The sequence below is a fragment of the Actinomadura sp. DC4 genome, from assembly GCF_030406325.1.
Classification (GTDB): domain Bacteria; phylum Actinomycetota; class Actinomycetes; order Streptosporangiales; family Streptosporangiaceae; genus Actinoallomurus.
The window spans coordinates 375,606-390,542 of record NZ_JAUEQY010000002.1 but is presented as its reverse complement, the minus strand read 5'-3'; the positions used below and the strand labels follow the sequence as shown (position 1 = coordinate 390,542).

The following is a 14,937-nucleotide window of genomic DNA, read 5'->3' as shown; positions in this document are numbered from 1 at the left end:
CCCAATTATCGGCCTACGCGCCCGCGCACGCCGAAGGGGTGGGGCCATAAGCGGACGGCCGCAGGTGGCCGCACCGACTCAGGCGCCGCGCAAGGTTTGGGCGGCAACCTATTGACGTGGTGATCGTAAGTACTTAACTTCCATACGACCACGTCATGACGTTGGATATTTTCGAGCCCCGGGAGTTCCATGTTCCGGCCCGCCCTCCGACTCTCTCGTCACACGCGCCGCAGCAAGCGAATCGCCGCCGTCGCGGCCCTCCTCCTGGGCGGCGCCGCGGTCGCCCCGTCCGCCCAGGCCACGACGCCGGGCGAGCTACGGTTGCGGGTGATGGCCTACAACATCCAGGCCGGTGCGGGCAGCGATCACGTGTTCGACCTGGAACGACAGGCTCGCGCCATCGAGTCCGAACACCCCGACCTCGTAGGCCTCGAAGAGGTCGACGTCGACTGGGCGGCCCGGAGCGACTACACCGACGAGGCGGCCTGGCTGGCCCGCCGGCTGCACATGCACGTCTTCTTCGGGCCGATCTACGACCTGCCGCCGGACCGCGTCGGCGCGCCCGACCGGAGGTTCGGCGTCGCGCTGCTCTCGCGCTTCCCGATCCTCCACGCCGCGAACCGCGAGATCACCCGACTCTCCACCCAGGTGCCCGACCCGGTCCCGGCGCTCGGGCCGGGCTTCCCCGAGGTCCTGGTCAGCGCGCACGGCGTGCCCCTGTGGGTCTACGTCACCCACCTGGACTACCGCGGCGAGCCGGACGTACGCGAGGCGCAGGTCGCCGACATGGACAAGATCATGGACGGCAGGCACGGCCGGAAGCTGCTCCTCGGCGACTTCAACGCCCAGCCGGACGACGCCGAGCTGGCTCCGCTGTGGACCCGGCTGACCGACGCCATGACGGTCGCCGGGCAGCGCACCACACCGACCTGGCCGGCCGACGTGCCGGCCAAGCGCATCGACTACGTCACCTACTCACCCGGCCTCCGCGCGCTCGACGCGCACGTGCCGGACACGCTCGCCTCCGACCACCGGCCGGTCGTGACCGACCTCATCGTAAGGAGGATGAAATGACGACGACACGACGAGGAGTACTCCGCGGTATCGCCGCCGCGGGGGCCGCGGCACCGTTCGCCTCGCTGTCCGCCACGCCCGCGGAGGCCAGGACCGGCGGGGTCCAGACCGGTTTCGACGTCCTGCACGCGGGCGGCTACAAGGAGCTCAAGGGCCAGAAGGTCGGCATGGTGGCCAACCCGACCGCTGTGGTCCGCGACCTCACCCATGAGGTCGACGTGATGCACGACTCCGGCGCCGTCGACCTCGTCGCGGTGTTCGGGCCCGAGCACGGCTTCCGCGGCTCGGCGCAGGCCGGCGGCTCCGAGGGCTCCTACAAGGACCCGCGGACCCAGATCCCGGTCTACGACGCGTACGCCAAGAGCGTCTCGGCGATCGCGGCCGACTTCACCAAGTCCGGCATCGACACGGTCGTCTTCGACATCCAGGACGCCGGCGCGCGGTTCTACACCTACATCTGGACGATGTACGACTGCATGCAGGCCGCGACCCAGGCGGGCAAGCGCTTCGTCGTGCTCGACCGGCCCAACCCGCTCGGCGGAACCGCGGCGACCGGGCCGGTGATGCACCCGGAGTACACCTCCGGCGTCGGCAAGAACGCGATCTCCGAGCAGCACGGCATGACCGTCGGCGAGCTGGCCCTGCTGTTCGACAAAGAGTTCCTCGGCGGCAAGGTCAAGCCGCAGGTGATCAAGATGCGCGGCTGGCGGCGCGGGACGTTCTTCGACCAGACCGGCCTGCCGTGGGTGATGCCCTCGCCCAACATGCCGACCCTCGACACGGCGATCGTCTACCCGGGCATGGGCCTGTTCGAGGCGGTGACGATCTCCGAGGGGCGCGGCACGACCCGCCCGTTCGAGATCGTCGGCGCGCCGTTCCTCGACTGGCACTGGGCCGACGCGCTGAACGCCCTCGATCTGTCCGGCGTACGGTTCCGCGAGGCGTACTTCGTGCCCACCTTCAACAAGTGGGCGAACCAGAACTGCGCGGGCGTCCAGGTCACCGTCACCGACCGCCGCAGGTACGACTCCATCCGTACCGCGGTCGCCATGATCGTCACCGCCAGGAAGCTGTACCCCAAGGACTTCGCCTGGCGGGAGAGCGCCCCGCCGTACTGGATCGACAAGCTGACCGGCTCCGACCTCGTACGGACGGGGGTCGACGCAGGCTCAACGACGGACCAGATCGTCGCTTCGTGGCAGGGCGAGCTGGCACGGTTCCGCGCCCAGCGGGCCCGTTATCTGCTGTACCGCTGAGGAGGAACACATGCGTCGCCCCCCACGTCGCTCCCTCATGATCCTTTTGGCCGCCGCGTGCCTGTGCACGCCGGCGGTCGCCCAGGCCGCCCCCCAGGCCGCGCCGGCGAACGGACCGCCCACGGTCACCGCCGACGACCTGAAGTTCACGCCCGGCCGTACGCTCCACTACGGCTCGGCCGCCTCGGTGGGCCTGCTGCCCGACCAGGTCGCGGCCATGGCCAAGGACGCGGCGGCGTACGAGACGGCCCTGCCGGGCGCGGCGCACCCGCTGTACCCGGGCGCGGTCGTCCTGGCCGGGCACGACGGCACGATCGTGCAGCACAGCGCGTCCGGGTACGCCCTGCGCTACTCCGACGACACGCCCACCGAGCTGCCGCAGGATCAGTGGATCCCGATGCGGAACGACACGATCTTCGACCTCGCGTCGATGTCGAAGCTGTTCACGACGATCGTGGCCCTGCAGGAGGTCGAGCGCGGCAAGATCGACCTGGACGCGACCGTCGCGTCGTACCTGCCGGACTTCGCCCAGAACGGCAAGGGCACGATCACGCTGCGCCAGTTGCTCACGCACACGAGCGGCCTGCGGCCCGACCTGCCCTTCTACAACTACACGGGCCGTGCCGCGCAGGAGCAGGCGCTGTACGCCGAGAAGCTGCAGAACCCGGTCGGCACCGCGTACGTCTACTCCGACCTCAACCTGATCACCCTGCAGTTCGTGCTGGAGAAGGTCACCGGCAAGACCCTCGACGTCCTCGTACGCGACGGGATCACCGCCCCGCTCGGCCTGCGCGACACCGGCTACAACCCGCCCGAGGCCAAGAAGCAGCGGATCGCGGCGACGGAGTACGAGCACACGCCGTACGCGGCGCTCAACCGCGGCCTCGTCTGGGGCCAGGTGCACGACGAGAACTCCTACGCCCTCGGCGGCGTCGCCGGGCACGCCGGCGTCTTCTCCACCGCGCGCGACATCGCGACCCTCGCCCAGATGATCCTGGACGGCGGCCGGTACGGGCGCACCCGCGTCCTCAAGGACGGCTCGGTACGGCTGATCTTCACCAACTTCAACCAGAAGTTCCCGGGCAACTCGCACGGCATCGGCTTCGAGCTGAACCAGCGCTTCTACATGGGAGCCCTGTCCTCCCCGGTGACCGCCGGCCACACCGGCTACACGGGCACCGACATCGTGATCGACCCGCTGTCCCGGTCGTTCAGCATCCTGCTGACCAACCGGGTGCACCCGAGCCGCAACTGGGGCAGCATCACCCCGGCGCGCGGCGCGGTCGTCGGCGACCTGGCCCGGTCCATCCCGGTACGCCCGGTCGCGGGGCGCGACGCGTGGTTCTCCCAGATGAAGGACAAGACCACCGCGACGCTCGCCGCACCGGTGACCGGGGCGGCCAAGCTGTCCTTCGACCTCTGGTACGACACGGAGGACACCGACCTCGGCGTGCTGGAGACCACCACCGACGGCACGACCTGGACGCCCGCGCCCTTCTCGCTGAGGACCGGGCACAACGCGTGGACCTCGACCGGCACGTTCTCCGGCTTCGAGGATCGGCGCTGGCTGCGCGCCACCGCGACGCTCCCGGCGGGCACCACGTCCGTACGGTGGCGTTACACGACCGACACGGTCTACCAGGGCCGCGGCGTGTACGTGGACGGTGTGCGGGCCTCTGACGGCTCCGGGCACGTCGTCTTCGACGGCGAGCGCCGCTCCGACGCGGCGCGCTTCGTCTCCAACGGGTGGGTCCTCAGCTCCAACTGATCACAAGCCCTCTCCCGGCCCTGATCCGCCGTACGGCCGCGTACGGCGGATCAGGGCGTGATCACCGGTCTGTCAGCGACCGGTTGTGGCCAGCGGCTATGGTGTGCGTGAGGGGAGTACTTCCTCGCACCGGCCCGGTCAGCACGGACGTCCCTTGCGGCGTCCCCGGGCGGTGGCCCGCCTCGCGCGGGTGAAGGAGACCTCGGACGACGAGCCGTTCGAGGAGCCCGCATGCCCCACACCACCCCGTCCGTCGCCTCACCGCTGCTCTGGGCGGTGACCCTCGCGGGGGTGCTGTTCTTCTTCGCGGTGGACTTCGTCATCACGCGCCGCCCGCATGCGGTCCGGTTCCGCGAGGCGCTGGCCTGGACCGGCTTCTACCTGGCACTGCCGGTGCTGTTCGCGGTCTTCACCTGGCTGCGGTTCGGCTCGGAGACGGCCGTCGACTACTTCACCGGTTACCTGGTGGAAAAGTCGCTGTCGGTCGACAACCTCTTCGTGTTCATGCTGCTCATCGCGGCCTTCGCGGTACCGGCCGTGCTCACCCAGCGGGTCCTGCTGTACGGCATCGCCGGCGCGCTCGTCCTGCGCGGGATCTTCATCGCGATCGGCGCGGCGGCGGTGCAGACCGTCGCCTGGACCTTCCTGATCTTCGGCGGCATCCTGCTGTTCACCGCCGTGAAGATCTTGCGGGACACGGTCACGGGCGCGAACCACGAGGTCGATGTCTCCTCGCTGCGGTCGGTGCGCCTCGTACGCCGGTTCATGCCGGTGACCGACGACTACCAGGGCCCGAACCTGACCGCCCGGCAGGGCGACCGCCGCGCGCTGACCCCGCTGGCGCTCGTCGTCATCGCGGTGTTCGGCACCGACCTGGTCTTCGCGGTCGACTCCATCCCGGCCGTCTACGGCGTCACCCAGGACCCGTACCTCGTCTTCACCGCCAACGCCTTCTCACTCTTCGGCCTGCGCGCGCTGTACTTCGTGCTGCAGAGCACGCTGAGCAAGCTCATCCACCTCGGCTACGGCCTCGCCGTCATCCTCGCCTTCATCGGCGTGAAGCTGATCCTGCACTGGGCGCACGGCACGTGGAAGTGGCTGCCGGAGATCCCGACGCCCGTCTCCCTGGCCGTCATCGTCGTGACGCTGGCGACCGTCACGCTGACGAGCCTGTACGCCGGCCGCCGTACCGCGCCTGCGGTGCCGGACCGGGCCGACCTCAGCCACCGTTAGTAGCCCACGTAGGAGAACGTCACGCCTGGACCCTGGTGGCCGGTCGAGGCGTGGCGGCCCAGGAACAGGTACTTGCCGCGGTACTTCGTGTCCTTGGCCGAAACGCTCTTGTCGGGCCCGTCGACGCGGGTCACCTTCACCGTCGTACCGCTCACGGTGATGTGCAGGCTGGCGGTCTGCCCCTTCTTGATCGCGGGCGTGGTGATCGTCTTGAGCGTGACCGTCTTTCCGGCGTCCTTGCGGTACAGGCCGAGCTGTCCGTTGGTGCGCAGGATCGCCGAGTAGCCGCCGTTGAGGGAGGAGTCCGCGTCGCTGTAGGCCGCGTCGTTCTTGGCCGAGAAGTACACCCCGGCCCAGCGCGCACGGTCCGTACCGAGCGAGTCGTAGCGCATGTGGACGTGCAGCGTGTACGTCTTCGGCAGCGGGCTCGCCCAGCCCTGGAGCACGAACAGCGGGTACTCCCCGAGGTCGGCGTGCCACAGGTTCGGCGTGATGAACCGGCCGCGCTTGGAGGCGGACAGCGCGTCCGCCGTCTGGGACTGGCTGATCTGCCCGTACCAGAAGGCCTGCTTGCTGAACGGGTCGCTGGTGCGGTGGTAGATCGCCGTGTCGCCGCTCACGTACGTCGGGTCGTTGCTGTCGATGCCGCGGACGCCCATGGCATAGAGCTGGTCGCGGCGGTACTGCCGGTCGACGTTCCACACCGAGACGGCCAGGCCGGCCTCCACGTACGAGCGGATCACGCTGTCGGGCAGCGTGTCGTGCAGAGAGACGCGCGGGACCCCGTCGGCGACGAGCGAGGCCGGGTCGTCCACCTGGGCCTGGGCGGTGTCCTCGATGAGCAGCTGGCCGTTCATACCCGCGGCGAGCGCGAGTTCGAGATCGCTGCGGGAGAACGTCTGCACCTGGACCGCCGGGGTCAGACCGCGCCGGGTCACCTCGTCGATCACCAGCCTCATGGCCGCGGTGTCCTTGGGATGCGCGAGCAGCAGCCGCTTGCCGCCGAACTCGGTGAGCACCTGATCGAGCAGGACAGGGTGCGTGTTCGCGACTCCACCGCCGAACCAGGTCTTCGAGTCGATCACCAGCTTGTCGAACGCCGCGCTGCTGAGGTCGTCGACGGAGCCGGTCGAGGTGCTGACCCGGTCGACGGTGGGGTCGTGCCAGACGCCGCCAACGCCGTCGGTGAGGACGCGGACGTCGAACTCCAGGAGGTTCGCGTCGGGTTCGGCGTTCCCCTTGCTGAGGGCCTGCTCGGTGTTCTCCGGAGCGACGTACGCGCCGGCGCCGCGGTGCGCGATGAAGTAGTGCTGCGGGAGGTCGGCGAGCCGCACCTGGATCTTGGGGCGGGGGGAGGGAGCGGCGTTCGCCGCGGTCGCGGCGGAGGCCGAGACCACGAGCCCGGTCGCGACGAGAGCCGTGAGAGATGCGCGCATTCCCGGGAAGTTAAACGATCAACCACCTCGGTGCACGGGGTACGGCCACATTCAGCCATGTGTCGTGATTTAGGGCGTTTTGGCTGTGATTGCTGGCGCTGCCGTAACCGCCGATTCCGCCATCGCCGTCCGACCGCCACTGGCCTGCCGCCGATGCCGATGCCAGCACCGGTGCGGGTGTGGGTGTGGGTGCGCTGTCCTACCGCCTCGTCCTGTGGTCGCCGGTCCCGCTTCGCCGTCTTGCACGGCCGTCACCGGCCGGAGTTCAGGAGCCGGGCAGGCCCTTGTCCAGGCCCGCGCGGCGGAGGGCGTCGGCTAGCGCGCCTCCGCCTCCTGAGCCTGAGTCGCCCTGGCGCGGCCGGGGCGGGCGCTTGCCGCCGCCGCGCTGGCCACCACCACCTCCGCTACCTCCGCCCTGACGCCGTCCGCCCTCGCGGCCACCGCCACCGCCTCCCTCGCGACGGCCTCCCTCGCGACCGCCACCGCCGCCTCGGCGGTCGGTTTCGTCCTCCAGGCGCAACGTGAGCGAGATGCGCGCCCGCGGGATGTCCACGTCGAGGACCTTCACGCGCACGATGTCGCCCGGCTTCACGATGTCGCGGGGGTCCTTGACGAAGGTCTTGGACATCGCCGACACGTGGACAAGACCGTCCTGGTGGACGCCGACGTCCACGAAGGCACCGAAGGCCGCCACGTTGGTCACCACGCCCTCGAGGAGCATGCCCGGCTCCAGGTCGGCGATCTTGTCCACGCCTTCCTTGAACGTCGCGGTCTTGAACGCCGGGCGAGGGTCGCGGCCAGGTTTGTCCAGTTCCTTCAAGATGTCGGTGATCGTCGGCAGCCCGAACGCGCCGTCCACGAACTCCTGGGGCTTGACCGCACGCAGTGCCGAGGAGTTGCCGATCAAGGCCGAGACGTCGTCGCCCAGACCGGTCGACTTGAAGATCCGGTGGACCACGGGGTAGGCCTCCGGGTGCACGCTGGAGGCGTCGAGCGGGTCGGCGCCGCCCTGGATGCGCAGGAAGCCCGCGCACTGCTCGTACGCCTTCGGGCCCAGCCGCGGCACCTCCTTCAGCGCCGTACGCGACCGGAACGGGCCGTTGGCGTCGCGGTGCAGCACGATGTTCTCCGCCAGGCCCGAGCCGATGCCCGAGACCCGCGTCAGCAGTGGCGCCGAGGCGGTGTTGACGTCGACGCCGACCGCGTTCACGCAGTCCTCGACCACCGCGTCGAGCGAGCGGGACAGCTTGGCCTCGGAGATGTCGTGCTGGTACTGCCCGACGCCGATCGACTTGGGGTCGATCTTGACCAGCTCGGCGAGCGGGTCCTGCAGCCGGCGGGCGATCGACACCGCGCCGCGCAGTGAGACGTCCATGCCCGGGAGCTCCTGCGAGGCGAACGCCGAGGCGGAGTAGACCGAGGCGCCGGCCTCCGAGACCATGATCTTGGTGAGCTGCGGGAGCAGCTTGATCAGGTCGGCCGCGAGCTGGTCGGTCTCCCGCGAGGCCGTGCCGTTGCCGATCGAGATCAGGTCCACGTTGTGCTGCTTGGCGAGCTTGCCGAGCGTGGCGAGCGCCTCGTCCCAGCGTCCCTGCGGCTTGTGCGGGTAGATCGTGTCGGTGGCCACCACCTTGCCGGTGGAGTCCACGATGGCGACCTTGACGCCGGTCCGGAAGCCCGGGTCCAGGCCCATCGTCGTACGCGTGCCCGCGGGGGCCGCCAGCAGCAGGTCGCGCAGGTTGGCGGCGAACACCCGTACGGCCTCGTCCTCGGCCTCCTGCCGCAGGCGCAGCCGCAGGTCCAGGTCGAGCCGGACGATGATGCGCGTCCGCCAGGCCCAGCGCACGGCCTCGGCCAGCCACCGGCTGCTCAGCGGCACCTCGAACCGGTGTGCGATCGCCCGCTCGTACGAGGTCACCTCGCCGTCTTCCTCTTCCGGCGCCAGGGTGAGCTCGAGGATCTCCTCCTTCTCACCGCGGTAGAGCGCGAGGATGCGGTGCGAGGGCAGCCGCGTCAGGGGCTCGGCGAAGTCGAAGTAGTCGGAGAACTTCGCGCCGGCCTCCTCCTTGCCGTCACGTACGCGCGCGACCATGCGGCCCTTGGTCCAGAGGCGTTCGCGCAGGTCGCCGATGAGGTCGGCGTCCTCGGCGAACCGCTCGACCAGGATCGCGCGGGCGCCCTCCAGCGCCGCGGCGGCGTCGAGGTCCTCCTTGACGAAGGGAGAGGCCGCGGCGTGCGGGTCCAGCGAGGGGTCGGCCAGGAGCTGGTCCGCGAGCGGCTCCAGACCCGCCTCGCGGGCGATCTGCGCCTTGGTGCGCCGTTTCGGCTTGTACGGCAGGTAGATGTCCTCGAGCCGGGACTTCGTGTCGGCCGCCATGACCTGCGCGCGCAGGGCGTCGTCGAGCTTGCCCTGTGAGTCGATCGACTCCAGGATCGCGGCGCGCCGCTCGTCCATCTCGCGCAGGTAGCGCAGGCGTTCTTCGAGCGTGCGCAGTTGCGCGTCGTCGAGCGTGCCCGTCGCCTCCTTGCGGTAGCGGGCGATGAACGGCACGGTGGCGCCGCCGTCGAGCAACTCGACGGCGACCTGCACCTGCCGTTCGCGCACGCCGAGCTCTTCGGCGATCTTCTGGTGAACCGACGTCGACACGATCCCTGCCCTCCCGCTGAGCTTCGGGATGCATTGTGCAGGCATCCGCCGCCATTGTCGCGTCAGACCGTGCGGACGGACAGGTCGTGCACAGGCTGTGGATAACTTTTCGTCACCAGGGGCAGCGGACCGTCGTCGTCGAAGCACCCGCCCGTCGGCCCGTCGTCGCCCAGCGTGGCCAGCCGCACCGCGATCGCCGCGCCCTGTGCCGCCGTACGGGGGCTCGGGCGCCCGAGCCCCTTGGTGAAGTCACGTGAAGTCGCGTGAAGTCACGTGAAGTCACGTGAAGTGTGAAGTCGGTCGCGCAGCCGCCGGGGTCGGCGGCGTTCACCAGGATGCCCGCGTCGCGCAGTTCCTGGGCATAGTTCACGGTCAGCGCGTTGAGGGCGGTCTTGGCCGGCCGGTACGCCGTCGAGGCGGGCAGGTTCACCTGGTGGGTGCCGGGGGTGGTCATGAGGCCGAGCGAACCGAGGCTGCTGGTGACGTTCACGATCCGGCCGGCGGGCGAGCGCCGCAGCAGCGGCAGCATCGCGTCGGTCACCGCGATCACGGCGAACACATCGACCTCGAACACCTCTCGCGTCACCGCGAGGTCCGCGGTGCCCGGCCTGACGGGTGATGTCCCTGGAGATCCCGGCGTTGGTGACCAGCACGTCGAGGCGGCCTTCGCGTACGGGTCGCGGCGGCCGGCGGCCGCGCCGCGTGAGGCTCTCAGGCTCGCGTACGGGCGCCGCGTACCTCCAGATGGGCCAGCAGGTCGGCGGTCGCCTGAGCCACCGCTTCGACCGCCTGGTCGAAGACGGCCTCGTTGTGCGCCGCGGGCTTGCGGAACCCGGAGATCTTGCGGACGTACTGCAGGGCCGCCGCGCGGATGTCGTCGTCGGTCACGACCTCGGTCGCGGGCGGCCGGAGGGTCTTGATGCTTCTGCACATGCGGTCCATCTTGCGCCCTGGCCCGGAGCCGCGTCGACGTCACGGCTGGGACATTTCGCCTCATCGGGCACCATGGTGGGGTGACTCGGACCGTAGATGAGGGTCCAGGGGACCTGGACACGCCTTCCGCCTTCGCCACGCTGACCGACCTCGTCGGGGACGGCGAGGTGGTGATCCTCAGCGGCGCCGGCCTGTCCACGGAGTCGGGCATCCCGGACTACCGGGGCGAGACCGGCCGGCAGCGGCGAGCCGAGCCGATGACCTACCAGACGTTCGTCGGCAGCGCCGCCGCCCGCCGCCGCTACTGGGCGCGCAGCCACCTCGGCTGGCGGCACGTCGCCCGCGCCGTGCCCAACGCCGGCCATCGCGCCGTGACCGAGCTGCAGGCGCGCGGCCTGGTGGCGGGGATCATCACGCAGAACGTCGACGGCCTCCAGCAGGCCGCCGGGGCGCACAGCGTGATCGAACTGCACGGCAGCCTCGACCGGGTGGTCTGCCTCGACTGCGGCCGGCGGACCGCACGGCAGGTTCTGTACCGGCGGCTCAACGAGGCCAACCCGGGCTGGAGCGCCCAGGTCACCGAGATCAACCCCGACGGCGACGCGGTCCTTCCGGACGACCGGATCGAGGCGTTCGAGGTCGTGCCCTGCGCCGACTGCGGCGGCGTGCTCAAGCCCGACGTGATCTTCTTCGGCGAGAACGTGCCGCCCGCCCGGGTGAGGCAGTGTTACGCGCTCACCGAGGACGCGAACGTGCTGCTCGTCCTGGGTTCGTCGCTGACCGTCCTGTCCGGATTCCGGTTCGTCCGCCGCGCGTCCGAGCTCGACATTCCGGTCGTGATCATCAATCACGGCGTCACGCGCGGTCACGATCACGCGTTCTTGACCTTCGACGCCCCGCTGGGCCCGACCCTCACCACTCTCGTACGGAGCCTCGGCCCATAGGGCGAGCCGCACGACACGCCCACCGTGTCAAGGACGGGCAATTCCTTCTTGGGGCGGGCAAACCCATGATCGGCAGGTGGGGCGGCCCCTGCTGCGGTTACGGGCCTGCGTATGCCGAGTGTGGCCCGGATGACAGGGCCATATCGTCCCGCGAAAACGGCCCTGAGAGCAGGATTCGTGACGGAGTTCGCAGATCGGACGGCCCGTATTTACACCGCTGAGGCTCCGGCGGGCGCATACTAATGAAGATGAAGCCACCCCGCGCCGCGACCCGGCGACACCTGCCCACCAGTCCTTTCAAGCCTCCGGCCGCCGCGCCGCCGGTCGAGCGGTTCGCCGTCGACGACCGAGTGAACCACGACCAGTACGGTCTCGGCGTCGTCATCGGCGTCGAGGACGAGGTCGCCGTACTCGTCGACTTCCGCCCTCGCCAGGAGCGGATCACCGCGCCGTACGACAAGATGACCAAGCTCTGAAGACGAGACCGATGACGCGGCCGTTGCCGAGCGGCAGCGGCCGGGTGATCGAGCCGGGACGGTCGCCCCTGACCGGGTTACCCCGGATACGGCGCTGATATCCGCGCCGAGTACTCACGCGTCGTGATCGCCGGACCTGGGTAGGTCCGCCCTCGTCGAGCAGGCGATGCGCGGCGAAAGGAACTCGGTGATGACCCAGCGCCCGGAGACGATGCCCGAGACGGGTGCCGTCGCACTGCTGATGCGACAGCACGAGGAGATCCGCGACCTCTGCCGGATCGTGGAGTCGACCACCGGCGAGCGCCGGGCGGACGCGTTCGACCGGCTCCGGCGGCTGCTCGCCGTCCACGAGACGGCCGAAGAAGAGATCATCCATCCGCTCGTACGGAACAGCCTCCCCCGGGGCGACGAGATCGTCGACGCGCGGCTGGCGGAAGAGCGCCTGGGCAAGCGGATGCTCCGCGAGCTGGAGCGGATGGGCACCTCGGGCCCGAGCTTCACGCCGATGTTCGCGCGGTTCCGCACCGCCGTGCTCGAACACGCAGAGCGCGAGGAGAACGAGGAGTTCCCCATCCTGCGGCAGCGGAGCGAGGCCGAACTCCGCGGGCTCGCGGCGGCGATCAAGACGGCCGAGGCCCTGGCGCCCACACATCCCCATCCGGGCGTCGAGTCGGCGCTCAGCAACCTGGTCTTCGGCGGGGTCGCCGCGGTGGCCGACCGTACGCGTGATCTGATCCGCAGGCTCACCGGACGCCGCTGAGTGATGTCATTCTGACGTCATCGTGACGTCAGTGCCGGGGCGCCCGCTTGGCTCTCGTCGCCGGTGGCACATGGCGTTGCCACGTCGGCGGCTTCGTGGTCGGGCGCCCCGGCGGCTCGGGGAGCTCAGCTCGCCACGGCGCCCAAGGCTACGCGGCGCGCGTCGAGGAGCGCCAACAAAATTGGCGGGTCGAGCACCCGCATCGGCCTGAGCTGCAGGTTCAGTGGCGCGATGACCCGTCCCGGCCGTACGGAGACCGGTCCGTGGACGGCCACCAGCGGCGGGCGCGGGCTGAGAACGTCCTCCTCGCCGGGGCGTACCGACTGGGCGAGGAGGTACCACGTGCCCTCCGGCGCCCGGTCGAGCCGGAACCGCCCGGGCCGGCGGAGCACGGCACAGCTCGCCGGATGGCCCTGGGGGATGGTGTCGGGGAACAGCCCGAGGAACACCGGGCCGGGCTCGTCACCGTCCTCCAGAGGCTCCGGTGGCGCGCAGATCTCGCCCTGGACGACCGCGGTGTGCAGGCGGAAGCGCCGGTCGTCGGAGATGTACGGGGCGTACCCGTGGAGTTCGCGGTACGCGGTGGGCGCCAGGCCCACGCTGCTCTTGAACCGCGAGCTGAAGGTGCCGACGCTCGAGTAACCCACCCGGTGACTGATCTCGGTGACGCTCAGCCCGGTGGAGAGAAGCAGTTTCTTGGCCTCTTGGAGGCGTACGGCGGACAGAAAACGGCCCGGTGAGACCCCGGTCATGCGCTGGAAGAGGCGAGTGAAGTGGAACTTGCTGAACATCGCGGTACGGGCCATGTCGTCGATCGTGATTCGTTCACTGATGTTCTCGTAAATGCTGTCGATAACCCGTTGGATGTTCTGCTCGGTCTGCTGGTCGTACGGGCCCATTCCGTTGCGCTTCCTTCCCGGGTCGGGGACCAGGTCAATATGCGGGGGTGGTCCCGGCGACAGCCGGCGGCCGGTCCGTCATGGTTTCCCCTGGACCCGCGACGGGCGGCCACGCTGGTGAAGCCGTGGACAAAGGCTAACATCCATTGTTTTAGGGCCAGGTTGCGCGAGTGAACGATATTGGCCCTCTGTGTTGTCGTGTGACGGGACGCCGAATAGAGAGCGCGCCCCCACCTATCGGCGATTTACCTCCGTGCTCAGCGGCGGGCCTGGCGCCGCAGTGACTGGGCGAGAAGATCCCAGTCCTTTGCGCATTGCTGAGCGATTTTAAAGATCGCTTCGATACGATGGGGTGGCACCGAATCGGCCAATTCAGGCCAATCGGCGATCACCGTGCTGGAGAAGAGCAGCCGGAGCATCCGGCGGCCCGGATCGGTGAGACGCAGCGCCGGATCCTTGGCCAGCTTCTCCAGGAGGAGCGGCAGTTCGGCCGACATGTCCGGCTCTTGGGGGACGTCCGCGGTGAGGGCGGTCCCCACGGCGTACGCGTCGACGGCGGAGGCGGGCGGCTCGGGTGCGTCGGCCCGGTGTCCGCGGGGGATCGGATCCTCGCCGCGGCGCAGCCGGGACCGTACGTCGTGCGCGGTGCCCAGGGAGACGCCGGCGGTCTTGGCGATCTCGCGCAGCGATGCGTCGGGGTGTTCGGCGATCAGGTCCACGGCGCGGAGCCGGCCCTCCGTGGCGTCCAGGGGGCGCCGGCGCCCGTCGAGGCCCTCGCGGGCGTTCGACCGTGGGGTTTCCTCGGTTGAACACCGCCGCAGCGTCGCGATCGTCCGTGCGGACAGCCCGGTGTGTGTGGCGATCATGCGGTCGGACAGCTCCGGGTGCGCGGACATGATCCGCACCGCGGCGGCCTTGCGCTCGGCGAGGTTCAGCGGGAGCCCGTGGGCGATGTTCTCCTCGACGGCCCGGATGAACGCGTGCTCCTCGCTGCCGTCGAAGAACACCACGTCGATGGTGTCGCGACCGCGCAGGAGCGCTGCCCGGAGGCGGTGCCGGCCGTCGATCACCTGCATCGTGGACCGGTGCACGAGGATCGGCGGGAGGGGGGAGTCGGTCTCGGCCAGGCGGTGGACGTGGTCCTCGTCAGTGGTGCGACGCGGGGTCGGCCCCGGGCGCAGCGCGCTGATCGGCACGGTGTGGGCTCCGGGAGCGGCGGCCTCCGCCGTGCGGTGGTCAGCTGGCGCCGTCACTTGTGTCACCGTGTGACCCCGACTCACGAATCCTCATCCCTGTCGCGTCGCGAGTCATGGCTGCTCCTCGGCCAAACGGATAGGGGGCGGCAGTACGCTCGCGAATCGCTGGTCGACCATGCAAAAAGATACCGGCTGGCCGAGTTTTGGCAATGGCGGACGCGGCCACAGTCGGTCGGACTCGACCGTTGCCGGGCCGTCGCGGAACGTGGCGCGCCGCTGCTCATCGGCATTTTTATCGCCGCGTGTACAGAGCAT

13 protein-coding genes are annotated in these 14,937 nt (G+C 69.9%); 7 read left to right on the top strand and 6 right to left on the bottom strand.

Annotated features, from left to right (window positions below):
• The first annotated feature begins 189 nt into the window (after nt 1-189).
• The 4 genes from QWU11_RS04460 (at nt 190) to QWU11_RS04445 (ending at nt 5,331) form a co-directional block, all read left to right on the top strand.
• The gene (locus QWU11_RS04460) at nt 190-1,074 is read left to right on the top strand and encodes an endonuclease/exonuclease/phosphatase family protein (protein WP_290103696.1); all 885 of its coding nucleotides are present in this window, start codon (nt 190-192) and stop codon (nt 1,072-1,074) included.
• Complete coding sequence (locus tag QWU11_RS04455) at nt 1,071-2,330, top strand: DUF1343 domain-containing protein (protein WP_290103695.1); 1,260 nt, start codon at nt 1,071-1,073, stop codon at nt 2,328-2,330. The genes QWU11_RS04460 and QWU11_RS04455 overlap by 4 nt, the downstream gene beginning before the upstream one ends.
• A gap of 10 nt (nt 2,331-2,340) precedes the next feature.
• Nucleotides 2,341-4,098: a serine hydrolase gene (locus QWU11_RS04450; RefSeq protein ID WP_290103694.1), complete on the top strand. Its 1,758-nt coding sequence runs from the start codon at nt 2,341-2,343 to the stop codon at nt 4,096-4,098.
• A gap of 231 nt (nt 4,099-4,329) precedes the next feature.
• Entirely contained in the window at nt 4,330-5,331 is a 1,002-nt protein-coding gene (locus tag QWU11_RS04445) for a TerC/Alx family metal homeostasis membrane protein (protein ID WP_290103693.1), read from the top strand.
• On the opposite strand, the gene QWU11_RS04440 is transcribed toward QWU11_RS04445, so the two are convergent.
• From QWU11_RS04440 to QWU11_RS04425, 4 genes are all read right to left on the bottom strand, one after another.
• Nucleotides 5,328-6,767, bottom strand: a complete 1,440-nt coding sequence (locus tag QWU11_RS04440; RefSeq protein WP_290103692.1) for a glycerophosphodiester phosphodiesterase family protein — start codon at nt 6,765-6,767, stop codon at nt 5,328-5,330. The two genes, QWU11_RS04445 and QWU11_RS04440, sit on opposite strands and share 4 nt — an antisense overlap.
• 265 nt (nt 6,768-7,032) lie before the next feature.
• Entirely contained in the window at nt 7,033-9,414 is a 2,382-nt protein-coding gene (locus tag QWU11_RS04435; protein ID WP_290103691.1) for a Tex family protein, read from the bottom strand.
• Nucleotides 9,415-9,526: 112 nt separating this feature from the next.
• Nucleotides 9,527-10,000 (bottom strand): SDR family NAD(P)-dependent oxidoreductase, encoded by a 474-nt coding sequence (locus QWU11_RS04430; protein WP_290103690.1) that lies wholly within the window; start codon nt 9,998-10,000, stop codon nt 9,527-9,529.
• Nucleotides 10,001-10,125: 125 nt separating this feature from the next.
• Nucleotides 10,126-10,347, bottom strand: coding sequence for a DUF2277 domain-containing protein (locus tag QWU11_RS04425; protein ID WP_290103689.1), 222 nt, complete (start codon nt 10,345-10,347; stop codon nt 10,126-10,128).
• Nucleotides 10,348-10,427: 80 nt separating this feature from the next.
• Here QWU11_RS04425 and QWU11_RS04420 point away from each other — a divergent pair, with 80 nt between their 5' ends.
• The 3 genes from QWU11_RS04420 to QWU11_RS04410 all read left to right on the top strand — a co-directional run bounded on the left by QWU11_RS04420 (nt 10,428) and on the right by QWU11_RS04410 (nt 12,527).
• Nucleotides 10,428-11,291 (top strand): NAD-dependent protein deacetylase, encoded by an 864-nt coding sequence (locus tag QWU11_RS04420; RefSeq protein ID WP_290103688.1) that lies wholly within the window; start codon nt 10,428-10,430, stop codon nt 11,289-11,291.
• A 248-nt stretch (nt 11,292-11,539) separates the two neighbouring features.
• Nucleotides 11,540-11,767, top strand: coding sequence for a hypothetical protein (locus tag QWU11_RS04415; protein WP_290103687.1), 228 nt, complete (start codon nt 11,540-11,542; stop codon nt 11,765-11,767).
• A 190-nt stretch (nt 11,768-11,957) separates the two neighbouring features.
• Entirely contained in the window at nt 11,958-12,527 is a 570-nt protein-coding gene (locus QWU11_RS04410; RefSeq protein WP_290103686.1) for a hemerythrin domain-containing protein, read from the top strand.
• A gap of 125 nt (nt 12,528-12,652) precedes the next feature.
• Here the strand turns inward: QWU11_RS04410 and QWU11_RS04405 are convergent, their stop codons facing one another.
• The gene (locus QWU11_RS04405) at nt 12,653-13,426 is read right to left on the bottom strand and encodes an AraC family transcriptional regulator (protein WP_290103685.1); all 774 of its coding nucleotides are present in this window, start codon (nt 13,424-13,426) and stop codon (nt 12,653-12,655) included.
• A gap of 257 nt (nt 13,427-13,683) precedes the next feature.
• Entirely contained in the window at nt 13,684-14,679 is a 996-nt protein-coding gene (locus QWU11_RS04400; protein ID WP_290103684.1) for a ParB/RepB/Spo0J family partition protein, read from the bottom strand.
• Nucleotides 14,680-14,937 lie beyond the last annotated feature (258 nt).

Excerpts from the sequence above, each read along its gene's own strand:
- QWU11_RS04410 (WP_290103686.1), top strand. The coding sequence starts at position 11,958 with ATGACCCAGCGCCCGGAGACGATGCCCGAGACGGGTGCCGTCGCACTG.
- QWU11_RS04405 (WP_290103685.1), bottom strand. The coding sequence starts at position 13,426 with ATGGGCCCGTACGACCAGCAGACCGAGCAGAACATCCAACGGGTTATC.
- QWU11_RS04415 (WP_290103687.1), top strand. The coding sequence starts at position 11,540 with ATGAAGCCACCCCGCGCCGCGACCCGGCGACACCTGCCCACCAGTCCT.
- QWU11_RS04450 (WP_290103694.1), top strand. The coding sequence starts at position 2,341 with ATGCGTCGCCCCCCACGTCGCTCCCTCATGATCCTTTTGGCCGCCGCG.
- QWU11_RS04445 (WP_290103693.1), top strand. The coding sequence starts at position 4,330 with ATGCCCCACACCACCCCGTCCGTCGCCTCACCGCTGCTCTGGGCGGTG.
- QWU11_RS04455 (WP_290103695.1), top strand. The coding sequence starts at position 1,071 with ATGACGACGACACGACGAGGAGTACTCCGCGGTATCGCCGCCGCGGGG.
- QWU11_RS04425 (WP_290103689.1), bottom strand. The coding sequence starts at position 10,347 with ATGTGCAGAAGCATCAAGACCCTCCGGCCGCCCGCGACCGAGGTCGTG.
- QWU11_RS04460 (WP_290103696.1), top strand. The coding sequence starts at position 190 with ATGTTCCGGCCCGCCCTCCGACTCTCTCGTCACACGCGCCGCAGCAAG.
- QWU11_RS04440 (WP_290103692.1), bottom strand. The coding sequence starts at position 6,767 with ATGCGCGCATCTCTCACGGCTCTCGTCGCGACCGGGCTCGTGGTCTCG.